Annotated in this window: 17 protein-coding genes; 2 read left to right on the top strand and 15 right to left on the bottom strand. The window is 70.7% G+C overall.

Annotation, left to right across the window (positions count from 1 at the left end; all coding sequences use genetic code 11):
- Window positions 1-136: 136 nt before the first annotated feature.
- The 11 genes from kynU to ACFVJQ_RS34930 form a co-directional block, all read right to left on the bottom strand.
- Window positions 137-1,318: a kynureninase gene (kynU, locus tag ACFVJQ_RS34980; protein WP_385514719.1), complete on the bottom strand. Its 1,182-nt coding sequence runs from the start codon at window positions 1,316-1,318 to the stop codon at window positions 137-139.
- Window positions 1,311-2,141 carry a tryptophan 2,3-dioxygenase family protein gene (locus tag ACFVJQ_RS34975; protein WP_385789680.1) on the bottom strand — a complete coding sequence of 277 codons (831 nt, stop codon included), beginning with the start codon at window positions 2,139-2,141 and terminating at the stop codon, window positions 1,311-1,313. Before ACFVJQ_RS34975 ends, kynU begins: the two co-directional genes overlap by 8 nt.
- A gap of 161 nt (window positions 2,142-2,302) precedes the next feature.
- Window positions 2,303-2,716: a DUF3151 domain-containing protein gene (locus tag ACFVJQ_RS34970; protein WP_129799070.1), complete on the bottom strand. Its 414-nt coding sequence runs from the start codon at window positions 2,714-2,716 to the stop codon at window positions 2,303-2,305.
- A 41-nt stretch (window positions 2,717-2,757) separates the two neighbouring features.
- On the bottom strand, window positions 2,758-4,230 hold the full coding sequence (locus ACFVJQ_RS34965; RefSeq protein ID WP_385514717.1) for an MFS transporter: 1,473 nt from the start codon (window positions 4,228-4,230) through the stop codon (window positions 2,758-2,760).
- Window positions 4,231-4,388: 158 nt separating this feature from the next.
- Complete coding sequence (gene fbaA, locus ACFVJQ_RS34960) at window positions 4,389-5,420, bottom strand: class II fructose-bisphosphate aldolase (protein WP_129799069.1); 1,032 nt, start codon at window positions 5,418-5,420, stop codon at window positions 4,389-4,391.
- A 122-nt stretch (window positions 5,421-5,542) separates the two neighbouring features.
- The gene (pyrE, locus tag ACFVJQ_RS34955; protein ID WP_224735852.1) at window positions 5,543-6,094 is read right to left on the bottom strand and encodes an orotate phosphoribosyltransferase; all 552 of its coding nucleotides are present in this window, start codon (window positions 6,092-6,094) and stop codon (window positions 5,543-5,545) included.
- Between the two features lie 10 nt (window positions 6,095-6,104).
- A complete protein-coding gene (locus tag ACFVJQ_RS34950) occupies window positions 6,105-6,893 on the bottom strand; it encodes an aldose 1-epimerase (RefSeq protein ID WP_385514716.1) in 789 nt (262 codons plus the stop codon).
- 41 nt (window positions 6,894-6,934) lie between these two features.
- The gene (locus ACFVJQ_RS34945; RefSeq protein WP_385514715.1) at window positions 6,935-7,768 is read right to left on the bottom strand and encodes an SRPBCC family protein; all 834 of its coding nucleotides are present in this window, start codon (window positions 7,766-7,768) and stop codon (window positions 6,935-6,937) included.
- Window positions 7,769-7,857: 89 nt separating this feature from the next.
- On the bottom strand, window positions 7,858-9,396 hold the full coding sequence (locus tag ACFVJQ_RS34940; RefSeq protein WP_385789676.1) for a polyamine aminopropyltransferase: 1,539 nt from the start codon (window positions 9,394-9,396) through the stop codon (window positions 7,858-7,860).
- Between the two features lie 112 nt (window positions 9,397-9,508).
- Window positions 9,509-10,045, bottom strand: coding sequence for a DUF2617 family protein (locus ACFVJQ_RS34935; RefSeq protein WP_385789674.1), 537 nt, complete (start codon window positions 10,043-10,045; stop codon window positions 9,509-9,511).
- A 362-nt stretch (window positions 10,046-10,407) separates the two neighbouring features.
- Window positions 10,408-10,662 (bottom strand): hypothetical protein, encoded by a 255-nt coding sequence (locus ACFVJQ_RS34930; protein ID WP_385514712.1) that lies wholly within the window; start codon window positions 10,660-10,662, stop codon window positions 10,408-10,410.
- Window positions 10,663-10,791: 129 nt separating this feature from the next.
- Here ACFVJQ_RS34930 and ACFVJQ_RS34925 point away from each other — a divergent pair, with 129 nt between their 5' ends.
- Entirely contained in the window at window positions 10,792-11,985 is a 1,194-nt protein-coding gene (locus tag ACFVJQ_RS34925; protein WP_385514711.1) for a pyridoxal phosphate-dependent aminotransferase, read from the top strand.
- A gap of 248 nt (window positions 11,986-12,233) precedes the next feature.
- Here ACFVJQ_RS34925 and ACFVJQ_RS34920 read toward each other — a convergent pair whose 3' ends face one another.
- The 4 genes from ACFVJQ_RS34920 to ACFVJQ_RS34905 form a co-directional block, all read right to left on the bottom strand.
- Entirely contained in the window at window positions 12,234-12,761 is a 528-nt protein-coding gene (locus ACFVJQ_RS34920) for a YbjN domain-containing protein (protein WP_129799062.1), read from the bottom strand.
- A gap of 121 nt (window positions 12,762-12,882) precedes the next feature.
- Window positions 12,883-15,480: an ATP-dependent chaperone ClpB gene (gene clpB, locus ACFVJQ_RS34915; protein WP_385514710.1), complete on the bottom strand. Its 2,598-nt coding sequence runs from the start codon at window positions 15,478-15,480 to the stop codon at window positions 12,883-12,885.
- 244 nt (window positions 15,481-15,724) lie between these two features.
- Entirely contained in the window at window positions 15,725-16,060 is a 336-nt protein-coding gene (locus ACFVJQ_RS34910) for a hypothetical protein (RefSeq protein WP_129799060.1), read from the bottom strand.
- A gap of 1 nt (window position 16,061) precedes the next feature.
- Entirely contained in the window at window positions 16,062-16,244 is a 183-nt protein-coding gene (locus ACFVJQ_RS34905) for a hypothetical protein (protein WP_385514766.1), read from the bottom strand.
- Between the two features lie 143 nt (window positions 16,245-16,387).
- On the opposite strand from ACFVJQ_RS34905, the gene ACFVJQ_RS34900 reads away from it, so the two are divergent.
- A complete protein-coding gene (locus ACFVJQ_RS34900; RefSeq protein WP_385514709.1) occupies window positions 16,388-17,374 on the top strand; it encodes a helix-turn-helix transcriptional regulator in 987 nt (328 codons plus the stop codon).
- The last annotated feature ends 17 nt before the right edge of the window (window positions 17,375-17,391 follow it).

The following is a 17,391-nucleotide window of genomic DNA, read 5'->3' as shown; positions in this document are numbered from 1 at the left end:
GTGACGTGCGCTGAGACGGGCTGGGGTGGGTTGCGCAGCCCGGCGCTACGAGGTGCCGCTGCGCCCACCCTCCCCCACTCTCGGCTTCGCTCGAGCGGGGGGACCCTCATCGCCCCAGCGGCACGACTGCCCGCAGCTACGTCACCTCTCCCAAAACGCGTGACGCCCGTTCCACATCCCCGAACCCCACATACAGCGGCGTGAAGCCGAAGCGCAGTACGTCCGGGTGGCGGAAGTCGCCGACCACGCCCCGTTCGATGAGCGCCTTCATCACATCCCCGGCATCCTCGCACCGCAGCGCCACCTGGCTGCCGCGCTCCTCGTGCGCCACCGGTGTCAGTGATTCGACGCGGCCCTCGGGGACGTACTCCCCGACGCACTCCAGGAAGAAGTCCGTCAGCGCGAGGGACTTCGCCCGCACGGCATCGACGGAGACGTCGTCCCACACCTCCAGTGCGGCCTCCAGGGCGAGCATGGAGAGAATGTCCGGCGTGCCCACCCGGCCCCGTACGGCGCCCGCGCCGGGCTCGTAGGCGGTGCGCATGCCGAAGGGGTCCTCGTGCGAGTTCCAGCCCGGCAGGGGCGAGTCGAAGCGGTCCTGCAGATCGGCACGGACGTAGAGGTACGCCGGTGAGCCCGGGCCCCCGTTGAGGTACTTGTACGTGCACCCGACCGCCAGATCCACGCCGTGCTCGTCCAGCCCCACCGGCAGCGCGCCCGCGCTGTGGCACAGGTCCCAGACCACCACCGCGCCCGCCTCGTGCACGGCGGCCGTCAGGCCGGGGAGGTCGTGCAGGCGGCCCGTCCGGTAGTCCACGTGGTTCAGCAGCACCGCGGCCGTACGGCCGGACAGCACACCGGGCACCTCCGCCGGCACCACCGGCCGCAGCGTGCAGCCCGTCATCCGGGCCGCCGACTCGGCGATGTACCCGTCCGTCGGGAAGGTCGTCGCGTCGACGACGATCTCGTCGCGCCCGGCGCCCGCCATCCGCACCGCCGCCACCAGGGCTTTGAACACGTTCACGCTCGTGGAGTCACCCACCACGATCTGCCCGGGCGCCGCTCCCACCAGCGGAGCGATCCGGTCACCGATCCGTTCGGGCGCCGTCCACCAGCCGCTCTCCTCCCAGGACCGGATGCGCAGCTCACCCCACTGGCGGCGGACCACGTCGTCGACCCGGCCCGGCACGGAGACCGGAAGCGCGCCCAGCGAGTTGCCGTCCAGGTACACAACGTCGTCGAGCACGAACCGCTCACGCAGAACGGCCAGTTCGTCCACCGCGTCCAGTTTCTCCGCCTTGACGGCCAGTTCAGACATGGGACCTCGCCGTCCACAGCTCGGGGAAAACGTTCTTCTGCGCGCGCTTCTCCAGCCAGGCCACCCCGGCGGAACCGCCCGTCCCGGGCTTCGCGCCCATCGCCCTGCGCGTGGCGACCAGGTGGTCGTTCCGCCAGCGCCACACCAGCTCGGCGACGTCGGTCAACGCCTCACCCAGCCGGGCGACTTCGTCACCGGGATCCCCCGAGTAGACGGCCGTCCAGGCCGCTTCGACCTCGGGCGACGCCTCGTACCGCTGCGACACGTCACGCATCACGACGGCCTCCGGGATCGCGTGGCCGCGCCGCGCGAGCAGGCGCAGCACCTCGTCGTACAGGCTGGGCTCGTGCAGCGCCTTCTCCAGTTCGGCGTGCACGCGCGGGGCACCCCGGTGCGGGACCAGCATGGACGCGGACTTCTCACCCAGCAGGAACTCCATGCGGCGGTACATCGCCGACTGGAAGCCGGAGCCCTCGCCGAGCGCGGAGCGGTACGAGTTGAACTGGGCCGGCGTGAGGTGCGCGAGCGGTTTCCATGAGACGTTCAGCGCCTGAAGCTCCCGTACGGAACGCTTCAGCGCGTCCATCGCCACCGGCACCCGGTCCTCGCGGAGCGCCTTCGCGGCGGTCTCCCACTCATGGACGATGACGGTGAACCACAGCTCCATCACCTGGGTGGTGACCAGGAAGACCATCTCTCCGGGATCGTCGGAGAGGGTGTGCTGGAGGTGGGTGAGCACATCCGCCTTGACGTAGTCCTCGTACGGCGTCGTGCCCTTGAAATCGAGATGCGGGGTCTCGGGCTCGTGAGCCTCGTGGGACATCGCTGTCTCCTGTTGTAACTCCGGGTAGCGGTCCGCCCCTGCCGTTACCGACACGGGGGCCCCGGTCCCCACCCGCATCCTCAGGGATCGCCCGGGGGCCTCGCAAGGCCCGCCTGGTCACACCGGGCGGGCCTCACGCACTCGGAAAGTCACTCGGAATGTCAGCCGAGCGTCTGCGCCGCCGTCGGCGAGGAGTCCTTCAGGAACTGCGTGCAGCGCTCGTACTCCTCCTGCTCACCGATCGCCCCCGCCGCCCGGGCGAGCGCGTGCAGGGCGCGCAGGAAGCCGCGGTTCGGCTCGTGCTCCCAGGGCACGGGGCCGTGGCCCTTCCAGCCGCTGCGGCGCAGCGCGTCCAGGCCTCGGTGGTAGCCCGTACGGGCATAGGCGTACGACTCCACGACGCTGCCCCGCTCGAACGCCTCGTCGGCCAGCTGGGCCCAGGCCAGCGAGGACGTCGGGTACTGCGCCGCGACGTCGGCGGGTGCGGCACCGTTCGCGAGCAGCTCGCGCGGCTCCGGGTCGTCGGGGAGGTGGGTCGGGGGCGGTCCCCCGAGGAGGTTCTCGTGAATCGTCATGGGTCCAGTCTCGTGCATCCCGGTCGACCCGCGACGGCGGGCTACGAGGCGATCGACCCGGGTTGCGGCTGCGGTGGCCGCTCCAGCGGCGGGCTCACCACATGGCCGTGCATACGGCACTCGGGGCGCGTGCAGTCCGGGGCCGGCCGTCGTACGCACGCGAAGGCGAGGACCGCAGCCGCCACCAGCACCACCGCGCACAGCGGCATCGCGCGCCGGAACGCGGCGTTGAAGGCGTCCGCCGAGCGGTACGCCTCCGGTCCCATCCCCGCGAGCAGCGGCAGCGCGGCGACCGCGAGCAGGCCCGCCGCCCGTGCGGCGGCGTTGTTGATGCCGCTGGCCAGGCCCGCCCGTGCGGCGTCGACGGAGCCCATGACGGTGGCGGTCAGCGGGGCGACCAGGGTGACCATGCCGAGGCCCAGCACCAGCAGCGCGGGCAGGACGTCCCTCAGGTACGAGGCGTCGGGGCCCACCCGCAGCATCAGCAGCATCCCGGCCGCGCACAGCAGCGGGCCGACGGTGAGCGGGATGCGCGGGCCGATGAGCTCGCCCAGCTGGCCGGAGCGGGCGGAGAACAGCAGCATCAGGACGGTCGTCGGCAGCAGGGCCGTACCGGCGGCGAGGGCCGAGTAGCCGGAGACGACCTGGAGCTGGAGCGCGGCGAGGAAGAAGAAGCCGCCGAAGGCCGCGTACACGCACAGGGTGACCAGGTTGACCGCCGTGAACTGGCGGGACCGGAAGATGTCCAGCGGCATCATCGGGTCCGGGCGGCGCTTCTCGACGTAGCCGAAGGCGATGCCGGCCGCGACGCCCGCGACGGCCGTCACAGCGACGGCCACGGAGCCCTCCTGGGCCTCGATCAGCGCGTACGTCACGAGGGCGAGCGCCAGAGCTCCCAGCGCCGCGCCGAGCACGTCGAAGCGGCCGTGACTCTTGCCGTCGGCCGACTCGGGGACGTGCCGCAGGGCGACGGGGATGCAGACCAGCGCGAGCGGGACATTGAGCAGGAAGACCCACCGCCAGCCCGGCCCGTCCACCAGCCAGCCGCCGACGAACGGCCCGACGGCGGCCCCGATGCCCCCGAACCCCGACCACAGCCCGACGGCCCGGCCCCGGTCGTCGGGATGGAAGGAGGCCTGGATGAGGGCGAGCGACCCCGGCGTGAGCAACGCGCCGCCCATACCCTGAAGGGCGCGGGCGGCGATGAGAACCTCGGCGCCCGGCGCGAGGCCGCACAACAGGGAGGCCGCCGCGAACCACACCACACCGACGACGAAGACCTTGCGGCGGCCGTAGTGGTCGCCGAGCGAACCGCCCAGCAGGATCAGCCCGGCCAGCGTCAGCATGTACGCGTTGACCGTCCACTGGAGCGCGGCGAGATCGGCGTCCAGGTCACGGCCGATGCGGGGCAGGGCGACGTTGACGACGGTCGAGTCCAGCATGGCCATGCTGGAGCCGAGCACCGTGGTGAGCAGGATCCACTTCCCCTGCGGGGAGGCCAGCCGCACAGTCACTGGGGATCACACCCATCCGCCCAACCGCGGGCAGTCGTGCCTCCCCCAGAGGGGGGACCCCCAGGGGCGGCACGGGTGGGCGCGGGCGGCACCTCATCAGCGCCGAGCCGCGCGACCCACCCGTGCACTACAGCGCCGGGTTCACGGGAAGCCGGCGGTTACTTGAGCCTGTTGCCGGCCGACCGCAGGTTCTGGCAGGCCTCGACGACCCGCTTGGCCATCGACGCCTCGGCCACCTTGCCCCAGGTCCGCGGGTCGTAGGTCTTCTTGGAGCCGACCTCGCCGTCGACCTTCAGGACGCCGTCGTAGTTCTTGAACATGTGGTCGGCGACGGGACGCGTGAAGGCGTACTGCGTGTCCGTGTCGATGTTCATCTTCACGACGCCGTTCTCCAGCGCGGTGAGGATCTCCTGCTCGGTGGAGCCGGAACCGCCGTGGAAGACGAAGTCGAACGGCTTGCTGTCGGCCGGGCGGCCGTACTTGGCGGCGACGCCCTCGTTCAGCTCCTTCAGCAGCTCGGGACGCAGGACGACGTTGCCCGGCTTGTACACGCCGTGGACGTTGCCGAAGGAGGCGGCGAGCAGGTAGCGGCCCTTCTCGCCCAGGCCCAGCGCCTCGGCCGTACGGATGGCGTCGTCGACGGTCGTGTACAGCTCGTCGTTGATCTCGTGGGTGACGCCGTCCTCCTCACCGCCGGTGGGGGTGATCTCCACCTCGAGGATGATCTTCGCGGCGGCGGCGCGGGCGAGCAGCTCCTGGCCGATGGCCAGGTTGTCGGCGAGGGTCTCCGCGGAGCCGTCCCACATGTGGGACTGGAAGAGGGGGTTCTCGCCGCGCGCGACCCGCTCCTCCGAGACGGCGAGCAGCGGACGTACGTACCCGTCGAGCTTGTCCTTCGGGCAGTGGTCCGTGTGCAGGGCGACCGTCACGTCGTACTTCTTGGCGACGATGTGCGCGAACTCGGCCAGGGCGACCGCGCCGGTGACCATGTCCTTGTTGTGCTGGCCGCCCAGGAACTCGGCGCCGCCGGTCGAGATCTGGATGATGCCGTCGCTCTCGGCCTCGGCGAAGCCGCGCAGTGCCGCGTGCAGGGTCTGGGACGAGGTGACGTTGATGGCCGGGTAGGCGAACTTGCCTGCCTTCGCCCGGTCGAGCATCTCGTTGTAGACCTCGGGGGTTGCGATGGGCATCTGTCCGCTCCTTGTATGTGCGGGTTGGCGTTCTGCGTGCTTACGGCCCTGACCTAGACCTTGGGTGCGACGTCATCGTCGGCCCCATCTTCCCAGACCTGGCCGAATGGTCGACCCCGCGGTCAGTCGAGGCCGAGCTCGTCCTTCGAGTAGGCGTACAGGTACGGCACCCCCGCGCCCTCCTGGATCTTCTCGGCGGCGCCAGTGGCCCGGTCGACGATCGTCGCGACGGCCACGACCTCGGCGCCGGCCTCGCGCACCGCCTCCACGGCGGTGAGCGGCGAACCGCCGGTGGTGGAGGTGTCCTCGACGACGAGCACCCGGCGGCCCTTGATGTCGGGGCCCTCGACGCGCCGCTGCAGCCCGTGCGCCTTCGCGGCCTTCCGCACGACGAACGCGTCGAGCCGCTTCCCGCGCGCCGCGGCGGCGTGCAGCATGGCGGCGGCCACCGGGTCGGCGCCCATGGTCAGACCGCCCACCGCGTCGAACTCCAGGTCGGCGGTCAGATCCAGCAGCACCTGCCCGACCAGCGGCGCGGCCTCCCCGTCGAGGGTGATGCGACGCAGGTCGACGTAGTAGTCGGCCTCCAGACCCGAGGAGAGGGTCACCTTGCCGTGCACCACGGCCTTGTCCTTGATCTGCTGCAGCAGTGCGCCACGTACGTCCGTCGTCATACCGGCCAGCTTAAAGGCGGCGCCAGCTCCAGGTGGTCGTCGCCTCCAGCGGCTCCAGGGGTGTGACCAGGCGCGGGAGGGTGTTGAGGCCGTTGGGGGGACCGGTCTGCGGTTCGACGCACACGGCGGCCTCCTGCTCGTCGTAGACGACGACCCACTCCTCGGGGCTGGTGACCTTCAGCTCCAGCAGCCCCGGCCAGGTGAGCGTGACGTCGACGCCACCGGGCATGCCGAAGCAGTCGTCCCAGGGGCCGGGCCGGGGGTCGGTCCGCCTGCCGGTGGGCAGGTGGTCGTCGCCTCGCTCCTCCTGCCAGGCGGGGGCGAAGTCCAGCTGTACGTCGCTGCCCCGGAGGGTGCGGTTGAACCACGGGTGCCAGCCGATCTGGGCCGGGAAGGAGGACTCGTACGTCTCGACGGACATGGTGAGCGTCAGGGAGTCCGGGGTGAGGGCGACCGCCTGGGTGACGCGGCCGGAGTACGGCCACGGATCGACCAGGTCGTACGTCAGCACCGCCTCGTCGGCGGCGACGCGGGCGGTGCGCCAGGCGCCGTCGCGGGCGGTGCCGTGGATGGCGTGCGGCGGGGCGTTGAGGGGCATCTGCCGCAGGGCGGCCCCGTCCCGGAACCGGCCGTCCCGGATCCGTCCGCACCAGGGGACCATCGGGAAGCACCCGAACCTCTCGCCCTGCCGCAGCAGCTCGACCCCACCGACGCGCAGCCCTGAGACCCGGCCGCCGTTCTCCGGCTGCAGCGCCACCTCCGCGTCGCCCGCGGTCAGCGTGATGTCTTCGTTACTCACGGGACGACCCTACTGGGCCGATCAAGGGTTGGGGGTCGGGGTCAGTGACGGCGGCGGAGGGCTCGGCCCAGGATGATCGCCGAGGCCAGGGCCAGGGCCGCTGCCGGGGCCGCCCAGCGCAGGGTGCTGTTCGAGGCGACGGTCTGCGGGGCCGGTACGGGGGCGTAACGGCCGCGCGGCGGGGCGTGGTCCACTTCCTCCGCACTGCGGCCGATCATCGTCCGGCGTGCGTGGGCCGCTTCGGCGGGCGGTTCGGAGGCGTCCTCGAAGTCACGGGTGACGTCCGATTCCTCCTCGGCGCCGGTGTCGTCGGCGTCCGGCTCATCGGCGACGTCCGGCTCGTCATCGGCGTCCGGGGCGAGGGAGGGGGGCGGGACCTCGGTGTCGAAGACGGAGGTGTGCTCCTGAGGGGGCGCGGAAGCCGCGGTCTCCGGGGCGGGAGCTTCCGGCGTCTGAGCCTCCGTGCCCAGCCGCTCCGCCGTGCGGTTCAGGAGCCGGGTCACGGCGGCGGCGACCGTCTCCGCCGACAGTTCGGTGACGCGGCCGTCCGCCGACGCGGTGCCGTCGAAGGTGAGGGTGGAGCCGCCGTCGGTGTCGCGGACGCGGAGCGTGAGCGCGAGTTTGACCGAGCCGGTGCCGCGGGTCTCGGTGGCGTCGCCCTCGACGGCGTACGTGCCGTCCTCCTGCGCGGAGACACGCACGGTGCCCCGGTAGGTGATGGTGGTGTTCCCGACCCGGACCTTGAGCCGCCCGGCGACGGGTTCCGCCCCCGCCTCCTGCTGGAGCCCGGGGACCGCCCGGGCGACCCGCGCGGGGTCGGCCAGCACCGCGCTCAGTCGGTCTGCGGGAACCGGAACGAACACCTCATGCTCCATGTCTGCGGAGCCTACTCGTGGTGGGCGGGTCTTATCCTCCCCTCGGCCGTAACTCGTCCCGGTGTTGGTGGGGGCGTGATGATGGCGCTTCAGTACCTCGGGTGCATCAGCGTCGACGGTGGCAGTCCCGTGAGCCGAGGGGTGGGGGCGCGTCTGTCGGGGTCCAGGGGCGGGGTGGATTCGGAGGCGGCCAGGACGAAGCCCCAGTCCGATGTGGAGTCGCGGCCCGCGACGCGGTACGGGGCGGTGTGCAGACCGGCGGCGCGGATCGTCGTGTCGACCGTCCAGAAGACGCGGGGGCGGGAGGTGACCGGGCCGGCGTGGACGATGAGCCGACCGCCGTCGGCCAGGGCGCGGCGCGCCAGACCGTAGAACTCCTGCGAGTACAGCTTCGTGCCCGCCGTGATGCCCGGGTCGGGCAGATCCGAGATCACCACGTCGTACACCGCCGTCGGCGCCCCGCGCAGCCAGCGGAAGGCGTCGGCCGTGGTCACGTGCACGCGCGGGTCGTCGTACGCATGCCCGTTGAGAGCGGAGAGCGCCGGATCCCGGCCCGCCAACCGCACCATCTCGGCGTCGAGTTCGACGACGTCGACCCGCCGCACGCCCGGATGCCGCAGCACCTCCCGGGCGGCCAGGCCGTCGCCACCGCCGAGGATCAGCACACGCGTGTGGGGGCCGTTCATCGCGGGGTGGACCAGCGCTTCGTGGTAGCGCCGCTCGTCGTCGCCGCTGACCCGGAGCCGGCCGTCGATGAAGAGGTCGAGGGGGCGGCCGTCCGTGCCGCCGGTGAGGACCACTTCCTGGACGTCGGTCTGCAGCGCCACCCGCACGTCCCTGCCGTACACCGCCTGCCGGGCCGCCCGTTCGAAGTCGTCGACGAGTACGGCGGCCCCGGCCAGGATCCCGAGGACGGCGAGGTTGGCAACCAGCATCAGCCGGCGGGCGCGCCGGGTCAGGTCGCGGCGGAACAGGCCGAGGACGAGGGCGCCGCCAGCGATGACATTGACCGCGCCGGTGAGCAGGGCGCCGGTCAACTGGCCCAGGAAAGGCAGGAGAATGAAGGGGAAGGCCAGGCCGCCGACCAGGGCGCCCACGTAGTCCGCGGCGAACAGGTCGGCCACCGCTCCGCCCGCGTCCTGGCGGCGGATGCGCTGGATCAGCTCCATCAGCAGGGGAATCTCCGCGCCGATCAGCAGACCGATGGCGAGCGAGAAGGCGACCAGCAGCCAGCGCGGGCCGCCCGCGCACAGGCCACCCCAGTCGCCGGACCAGGCGAAGACGGCGTACAGGGCCATCGCGCTGCAGCCGCCGACGAGGGCGAGCGCGGCCTCGACGGCGCCGAAGGCGGCGGCCGCGTGCCGGCGCAGCCGCTTCGCGGCGAGGGAACCGATGCCCATCGCGAACACCATGACGGACAGGACGACGGAGGCCTGGGTGACGGAGTCGCCGGTCAAGTACGAGGCGAGCGCAACGAGTTCGAGTTCGTACACGAGCCCGCAGGCCGCGCAGACGAAGACGCCCGCGAGGACCAGGAACCGTCCGGTCGCCTGCCGCACGGGGATCCGCGCGGGCGTGCGCCAGGAGGGCGGCGTGCCGGGCGGGGCCGGTGCGTACGGGTCGATCACGACTGCGACGTTACGTCACAGGAATGGCACGCTTCGTCACCCACACGCGTGGAACCAACGGTCGTACAGGCACTCCGGGTTTCCCCGGGCGCCCCACCGGACGGGCCGGGCATCACACACCGGACGGGTCGGCGTTGCGCGCCCGCGCCCTGACGCCCACCCTCGTCCGTGTCGCCACCAGCTGTCCGTCCTGTGGGTAGGCGTGCCAGGTGCGCCAGTGGACCTGGCCCTCGTGGCGCTGGGCGAGCAGGGCCGTGAACGCGTGCGGGCTGCCGGGGAAGACGCCGGCGAGACCGTGCGGGTGGTCGGAGACGAGGGCCAGCAGTTCCTGGGCGCGGCCCGCGAAGGAGCCGGGAGAGAGGACCTCGACGCGGGCCGCGAACTCGTACTCCCAGTCACCGACCCGCTTGGCGACGCCCAGCGGCAGGGGTGTGCTGCTGCCGGGGATGCACGCCACCGTCTCCGAGCAACTGACCTGCTCCTCCTGCAGGAGCACCTGGTGGGATGCGCCGAGCAGTCTCAACTGGAGCTTCGCCCCGGCCAGTTCGAGGTCGAGGGTGGCAAGGGCGGGCAGCGGTTCACGGCCCAGCGCCCAGGCGAGGTCGGCCGCGCGCGTATCGGTGTAGGAAGTGTTCAGAGTCGTGAGCATGGGTCGGCTCCGCTAGCACGCAGAAGAAAGGCGGGGTGGTCCGGCGCGCCCCGGTCGACACCGGGCGATCGGCCCGTCAGCCCGGTCAGGAAGGGTGTCCGCAGGACGTCCGAGGGCTGCGTCGGGATTTAGAGGGAATCATGAACTGTGGCGCCGCCACAGTGTTTTTACCCAACTTCGTAGGATTTCCATCCCTCAGAGGGCTCCACAGCTCAACTGTTCAACCACGGCGTACGCCTGAGCGATACGGCGTACGCCGGAGTGGGGGCGCGAAGAGGCGACAAGGGCGCCCGCCGGGAGTGAAGTCCCGGCGGGCGCCGGCGTGGATGCGCTTCCCCGTTCAGGAGCTCAGCTGCCCCGTGTCAGCTGCCTCCACCGCATCCACCCCCGCCGCCTCCGCAGGACGAGCCGCCCCCGCAGGAGTGCCCGCCCCCGGAGTCGCCCGACGAGCCGGCGTCTCCCCCGCCGCCGGCCCACCAGCTGCCGCCGGAGTCCGAACCACTCCGGCTGCGCCCCCGCGCCGCCGGGCGCCGTGAACGGGTCGCGCTGCCCCGTACCCCCGCCACCACCAGTGCCAGCACGACCGCGATCACGGCCAGGATGATGCCGATGACCATGGCGTCACCCTCCTTCCAGTTCCCCCGAAGCGGCCCCCCGTGGGCGCCTCGTGTGGTGCGTGACCGGGAAATGCCCACGCCTTGCGCGCCCCAAAGCAGAGTTGAGGAAGTCCAGAGCTTGGGCGCAGGATGACCGCCATGACCGACACCTCGCGCCCCTTCCTGAACCGCCGCCTCACCGAGTTCGGGACGACGATCTTCGCGGAGATGTCCGCGCTGGCCCTGCGCACCGGTTCGATCAACCTGGGCCAGGGCTTCCCGGACACCGACGGCCCGGAGGAGGTCCGCGAGGCGGCCGTACGGGCCCTGCGCGACGGACGCGGCAACCAGTACCCGCCGGGCCCGGGCATCCCCGAACTGCGCACCGCCGTCGCCGCGCACCAGCAGCGGCGCTACGGGCTCACCTACGACCCCGACACCGAGGTCCTGGTCACGGCCGGCGCCACGGAGGCGATCGCCGCGGCGCTGCTGGCGCTGGTCGAGCCCGGCGACGAGGTCATCGCCCTCGAGCCGTACTACGACTCCTACGCGGCCTGCATCGCCCTGGCAGGCGGCACACGGGTGCCGGTCACCCTGCGGCCGCACTTCGGGGAAAGCGCCTCGTTCCGGCTGGACCTCGACGAGCTGCGCGACGCGGTCACCGACCGCACCCGGCTGCTGCTGATCAACACCCCGCACAATCCGACCGGCACCGTACTGACCCGTGCGGAACTGGCCGCGATCGCCGAACTGGCCGTGGAGCGGGACCTGCTGGTCGTGACCGACGAGGTGTACGAGCACCTGGTCTTCGACGACGCCGAGCATGTCCCCCTGGCCACCTTCCCGGGCATGCGGGAGCGGACGGTGACGATCGGCTCCGCCGGCAAGACGTTCTCCTTCACCGGCTGGAAGGTCGGCTGGATCACCTCCGCGCCCGGTCTCGTCACGGCCGTCCGTTCGGCCAAGCAGTTCCTGACGTACGTGGCGTCGGGGCCCTTCCAGTACGCGGTGGCCGAGGCCCTCGCCCTTCCCGACAGCTACTTCACGGCATTCCGGGACGACCTGCAGGCGAAGCGGGACCTGCTGGTGGCGGGGCTGACGGAGGCCGGCTTCGGGGTCTTCAGGCCCACGGGCACGTACTTCGTCACCACCGACATCCGGCCCCTCGGCGAGACCGACGGCTTCGCCTTCTGCCGGGGCCTGCCGGAACGCGCAGGCGTCGTCGCCATCCCGAACGCCGTGTTCTACGACCACCGCGAGGCGGGCACACCGTTCGTGCGGTTCGCTTTCTGCAAGCGGACGGAGGTGCTTCAGGAGGCGGTGAAGCGGCTCGGGGCGCTGTAGGGGCGGCAGGGGCCAGAAGCCCGGGGTGCGGAATGAAATCCGCGCCGCTCTTTTCGCGCGGGCCGGCGTACTCGGAATCGTGAATGCCCTCGCGTTTATTTATCGGGCCTTTATTTACCGGGTCGTACCGGGGTGGGCAATGCGCTTGTCCGCAATCGGTCAGCGCGCAAAACGGCAAGAGCCCGACCGGGGCATGTGACTGGTGGTCCGTGCCCCGGCCGGGCTCTGGGCGGGTTCCGGCCGTGTGCCTACTCGCCGTCCTCGGGCTTCTCCGCGTCGTTGATCTCCTTCTCCAGGCCGAGCTGCTCGACCAGCCAGCGGTCGAACTCGATGGCCGCGCGCACCCAGCTCACCGTCGACGAGACGAAGAACTCCAGGTTCACGCCGGTGCCGATCAGCATCTGGGCCTCGCCGATGAGGCGGACGGTGCCGTCATCGTGGGTGTGGCTGTAGACCTTGGGCCACAGGGTCCGCCGGTTCCAGTCGTCGATGGACTCCAGAAGCTGCGACTTCTCGTCGATGGGGTGGGGGCGGTCGTAGAACGTCCGCACCGAGAAGACCTGCTGGTCACCCTCGCCACGGAACATGAAGTACGTACGGAACTGCTCCCACGGCGCCGCGAGGTCACCCTCTTCGTCGACGACGTACTTCAGCTCCATCTGGTCGAGGAGCTGCTTCACAAGGTCCTGATCCGGGACGACGGGGCCCGCCGGTCCTTGGGGCTGCGGCTGGGGCTGGCCCCCGAAGTTCGGAATCGAGGACGGGTCGATGGTCACCGTGAATTTCCCTTCGTACGGATTCCGCCATCCTCCCTCATGCGGGGAGGGGGGTGGCAACCCCCGACGGAACCTGTCCGCCGTCGGCCGACATGATCTGGCCGGTCGGCGGAGAGATTCACTACAGCGACTTGCCCGTCGCCGGTCCCACGATCAGCCCCTCCCCGAAAGTGTCCACCCGGACCGTGTCGCCGTCCTTGATCTCGCCGGAGAGGATCTCCTTGGCGAGCCGGTCGCCGATGGCGGTCTGGACGAGGCGGCGCAGCGGGCGGGCGCCGTACGCCGGGTCCATGCCTTCGTCGGCGAGCCAGGCCAGGGCCTCGTCGGTGACCTCCAGGGTGAGCCGGCGTTCGGCCAGCCGCTTGGCGAGGCGGTCGATCTGGAGGCGGGCGATCCGGCTCAGCTCGTCCTTGGACAGGGCCGAGAAGACGACCAGGTCGTCGAGCCGGTTGAGGAACTCCGGCTTGAAGGAGGCGCGGACCACCTCCAGCACCTGTTCCTTCTTCTCCTCCTCGCTGCTGATCGGGTCGACCAGGAACTGGCTGCCCAGGTTCGAGGTCAGCACCAGGATGGTGTTGCGGAAGTCGACGGTCCGTCCCTGGCCGTCGGTGAGCCGCCCGTCGTCCAGCACCTGGAGCAGGATGTCGAAGACCTCCGGGTGGGCCTTCTCCACCTCGTCGAGGAGCACGACGCTGTACGGCCTGCGCCGCACCGCTTCGGTCAGCTGGCCGCCCTCCTCGTAGCCGACGTAGCCGGGCGGGGCGCCGACCAGGCGGGCGACGCTGTGCTTCTCGCTGTACTCCGACATGTCGATCCGGACCATCGCCCGCTCGTCGTCGAAGAGGAAGTCCGCCAGGGCCTTGGCCAGCTCCGTCTTGCCGACGCCCGTCGGGCCCAGGAAGAGGAAGGAGCCGGTGGGCCGGTCCGGGTCGGCGATCCCGGCGCGGGACCGCCGTACGGCGTCGGACACCGCCCGCACGGCCTCGGTCTGGCCGATCAGCCGCCTGCCGATCTCGTCCTCCATGCGCAGCAGCTTCTGCGTCTCGCCCTCCAGGAGCCGGCCTGCCGGGATCCCGGTCCAGGAGGCGACGACGTCGGCGATGTCGTCGGAGCCGACCTCCTCCTTGACCATGGTGTCCCGTGCGGCCTCCTCCTCGGCCTCCGAGGCGGCCTCCAGATCGCGCTCCAGGGCCGGGATCTCGCCATACAGCAGCTTGGACGCGGTGTCGAAGTCGCCGTCGCGCTGGGCGCGTTCGGCCTGTCCGCGCAGTTCGTCGAGCTTCTCCTTCAGCTCACCGACCCGGTTGAGGGACTGCTTCTCCTTCTCCCAGCGGGCGGTCAGGCCGCGCAGCTCCTCCTCCTTGTCGGCGAGGTCGCGGCGCAGCTTCTCCAGGCGCTCCCGGGAGGCGGGGTCGGTCTCCTTGGCGAGCGCCAGCTCCTCCATCTTCAACCGGTCGACGGCACGCTGGAGTTCGTCGATCTCGACGGGCGAGGAGTCGATCTCCATACGCAGCCGGGAGGCCGCCTCGTCGACCAGGTCGATGGCCTTGTCGGGCAGGAAGCGGGAGGTGATGTACCGGTCGGACAGGGTCGCGGCGGCGACCAGCGCACTGTCCGCGATCTGCACCTTGTGGTGGGCCTCGTAGCGCCCCTTGAGTCCGCGCAGGATGGCGATGGTGTCCTCGACGGTCGGCTCGGCGACCAGCACCTGCTGGAAGCGCCGCTCCAGGGCCGCGTCCTTCTCGATCCGCTCGCGGTACTCGTCGAGGGTGGTGGCGCCGACCATGCGCAGCTCACCGCGGGCGAGCATGGGCTTGAGCATGTTGCCCGCGTCCATGGCGGAGTCGCCGCCGGCGCCCGCGCCGACCACGGTGTGCAGCTCGTCGATGAAGGTGATGATCTGCCCGTCGGAGTCCTTGATCTCGGCGAGCACGGTCTTCAGCCGCTCCTCGAACTCACCGCGGTACTTGGCCCCGGCGACCATGGCGCCGAGGTCCAGCGCGACGAGCCGCTTGTCGCGGAGGGACTCGGGGACGTCGCCCTTGACGATCCGCTGGGCGAGTCCTTCGACGACGGCGGTCTTGCCGACGCCTGGCTCACCGATGAGGACGGGGTTGTTCTTGGTGCGGCGGCTGAGCACCTGCACGACCCGCCGGATCTCCTGGTCCCGCCCGATGACGGGGTCGAGCTTGCCGTCCCGGGCGGCGGCGGTGAAGTCGGTCCCGAACTTCTCCAGGGCCTTGTACGACCCCTCGGGATCGGCCGTGGTCACCCGGCGCCCGCCGCGGGCCTTGCGGAAGGCCTCCAGCAGCTTCTTGGCGTCGGCGCCCTGCCGGGTCAGCACCTCGCCGGCTGCGCCGCCCTTCGCGGCGATACCGATGAGGAGGTGCTCGGTGGAGACGTACTCGTCGCCGAGGTCCTGGGCCCTGGCCTGGGCGTCGGCGATCACGGCGAGCAGTTCGCGGTTCGGCTGCGGCGGCGCGACCGTGGACCCGGTCACGCTGGGCAGCTGGGCGAGAACCTTCTCCGCACCGGCGCGTACGGCTGCCTGATCGGCGTCGACGGCGGCCAGCAGGTCGGTGATGTTCTCGTTGTCCTGCCCCTGGAGCAGAGCGAGGAGCAGGTGAGCGGGGGTGAGGTCGGGGTGCCCCTCGGTCACGGCCCGGTTGCCGGCGGCGTTGATCGCGTCCCGGCTCCGGTTGGTCAGCTCGGCGTCCACGGTATCCGTTCTCCTCCTTGCGTGAGCCTGCGTGACTCAGGCAACGTACACAAAGTTGAGTCTATTCCACTCAAGGAGAGGACGCGGCGGGATCGCGGGAACGGCCACTTCCAGCCACCGTCGAAAATGCGTCGACACCCGGAAATGTCCGGGAAAAACTGCAGCGGCGTCACCGTGTTCAGGTCACGGTGACGCCGCTGCGGGGGGAAGCACCTGAGCGATCTGTTACGACGGGGGAATCGCGTCAGGCACTGCGGGGGGTGGCCGAGATGGTCATCGAATCGGAGGGCTCCGGCTCCGCCAGCCGATGGTCACGCTGGTCCAGGTTCACAAAGATCATTCCGTACCGAATGGCACATCGCACGGGCTGCGGCGCCCCCCGAGGCCGTCGCAGACACCGGTACGCCCGCACGTCGCCGTCATCGTCCCGGGTCACCACCACGGGCTCGCCGAAGACGGTCACCATCAGCGAGTCACCGTTGTGGGGGATGGCGGTGGCCAGGTCGATGAAGTGCCAGCCGGAGCGGTAGGCGGTGGCCATTTCGCGGCGGAAGGAGCGGTCGTCGGGTGGAGTAGTCATGTCAGTCCCAGACGGTGTCAGCCGGGAACGCGGTGGTGTCCCCACCGCCGGACGTCACACTGGACACTGCTGACGCTGACCGCACACCGTCCGCCGACGCATCACTCTTCACGCTCGAGAGGCCACTCAGCGTTCCGAAGGCCACAACGGCGGAGAAGGCGGCGACAAGCACCGAGCGAAGCATTCTCTTACGCATAGTCGGCTTCGTCCTCACTTGAAGGTCCCCTCTTCCCCCGTCCGATAAGACGATGGCTCATTCAGGCACGTCATGGCCACACAATCGATGCATCATGTTCCTGCATGTTCAGGACCCTGGGGGGTGGAGATTTGACAACAAATGGGACTAAGGCGACGCATCCCCATGCGGTGACCGAGCTGTGCGACGAAGGCGGTCAGCTTTACGCCAACGCTCTCCGTACTGGACGTATCGCCCGCACAGATGTGGAATCCGCTCCCTGCCTGATGGAGTTCGCCCTTCTCCGCCCTGATCCGGACGACCCGGACTGGCTAGTACCCCTTCCGCCGTCGGTCGCCCTGGCCCAGCGGCTCAATCCCCTTGAGCGCGAGATCACCGAGCGCAGGCGCATGTCGATCGAGCTGGCAGACGCCTTCGAGCCGTTCATGGCCCTCAGCGCCCAGCAGGTCACGCCCGCGCACTCAATCACGGTCCTCGAGGGCCTCGATCGCATCAACTCCGCGCTCGACCTGGCCACGGCCCAGTGCCAGGTGGAAGTGCTCACGGTCCAGCCGAGCCGTGGCCGACGTCCCGAAAACAGGCTCATCGAGGGATTGGAACGCGACCGGCCGCTCATCGAGCGGGGAGTGCGGATCCGGACCCTCTACCAGCACACTGCACGGCACAGTCCGGAGCGGCTGGCCTACATGGAGCAGTTCGCCGATGGGAAGGCGGAGTACCGCACGATCGACGAGTTGGTCGAGCGGCTCATCATCTGCGACGAGACCGTCGCCTTCATCCCGGTCCGCGACGACCGGCAGGTCGCATTGGAGCTTCGGCACCCGGGGCTCGTCCGCTACCTGATCAAGGTCTTCGAGTTCATGTGGAACCGCGCCGTCCCGCTGAGCGCCGGCGCCCCCTACGAAACCGCCCCCGACGGCATCACCGACATCCAGCACTCCATCGCCAAGCTTCTCGTGGAAGGCCACGTCGACGAGGCGATAGCCCGCCGCCTGGGCATGAACGTGCGCACCTGCCGAGCCCACATAGCCAAGCTGGCCTCGGCCCTGGGCAGCGGCAGCCGCGCCCAGCTCGGCTACCTCATAGCGCAGTCGGGGATCCTGAAACAGGAGAACTGATGCGACAGGGGGAGGCG

It is taken from the genome of Streptomyces sp. NPDC127197, from assembly GCF_042672405.1.
GTDB classification, from domain to species: Bacteria; Actinomycetota; Actinomycetes; order Streptomycetales; family Streptomycetaceae; genus Streptomyces; species Streptomyces flavusporus.
This window is presented reverse-complemented; position numbering and strand designations above follow the sequence as displayed.

Excerpts from the sequence above, each read along its gene's own strand:
- ACFVJQ_RS34905 (WP_385514766.1), bottom strand. The coding sequence starts at position 16,244 with ATGCTTCGCTCGGTGCTTGTCGCCGCCTTCTCCGCCGTTGTGGCCTTC.
- ACFVJQ_RS34970 (WP_129799070.1), bottom strand. The coding sequence starts at position 2,716 with ATGACGATTCACGAGAACCTCCTCGGGGGACCGCCCCCGACCCACCTC.
- ACFVJQ_RS34975 (WP_385789680.1), bottom strand. The coding sequence starts at position 2,141 with ATGTCCCACGAGGCTCACGAGCCCGAGACCCCGCATCTCGATTTCAAG.
- ACFVJQ_RS34935 (WP_385789674.1), bottom strand. The coding sequence starts at position 10,045 with ATGCTCACGACTCTGAACACTTCCTACACCGATACGCGCGCGGCCGAC.
- ACFVJQ_RS34945 (WP_385514715.1), bottom strand. The coding sequence starts at position 7,768 with ATGGAGCATGAGGTGTTCGTTCCGGTTCCCGCAGACCGACTGAGCGCG.
- ACFVJQ_RS34930 (WP_385514712.1), bottom strand. The coding sequence starts at position 10,662 with ATGGTCATCGGCATCATCCTGGCCGTGATCGCGGTCGTGCTGGCACTG.
- pyrE (WP_224735852.1), bottom strand. The coding sequence starts at position 6,094 with ATGACGACGGACGTACGTGGCGCACTGCTGCAGCAGATCAAGGACAAG.
- ACFVJQ_RS34925 (WP_385514711.1), top strand. The coding sequence starts at position 10,792 with ATGACCGCCATGACCGACACCTCGCGCCCCTTCCTGAACCGCCGCCTC.
- kynU (WP_385514719.1), bottom strand. The coding sequence starts at position 1,318 with ATGTCTGAACTGGCCGTCAAGGCGGAGAAACTGGACGCGGTGGACGAA.
- fbaA (WP_129799069.1), bottom strand. The coding sequence starts at position 5,420 with ATGCCCATCGCAACCCCCGAGGTCTACAACGAGATGCTCGACCGGGCG.
- ACFVJQ_RS34910 (WP_129799060.1), bottom strand. The coding sequence starts at position 16,060 with ATGACTACTCCACCCGACGACCGCTCCTTCCGCCGCGAAATGGCCACC.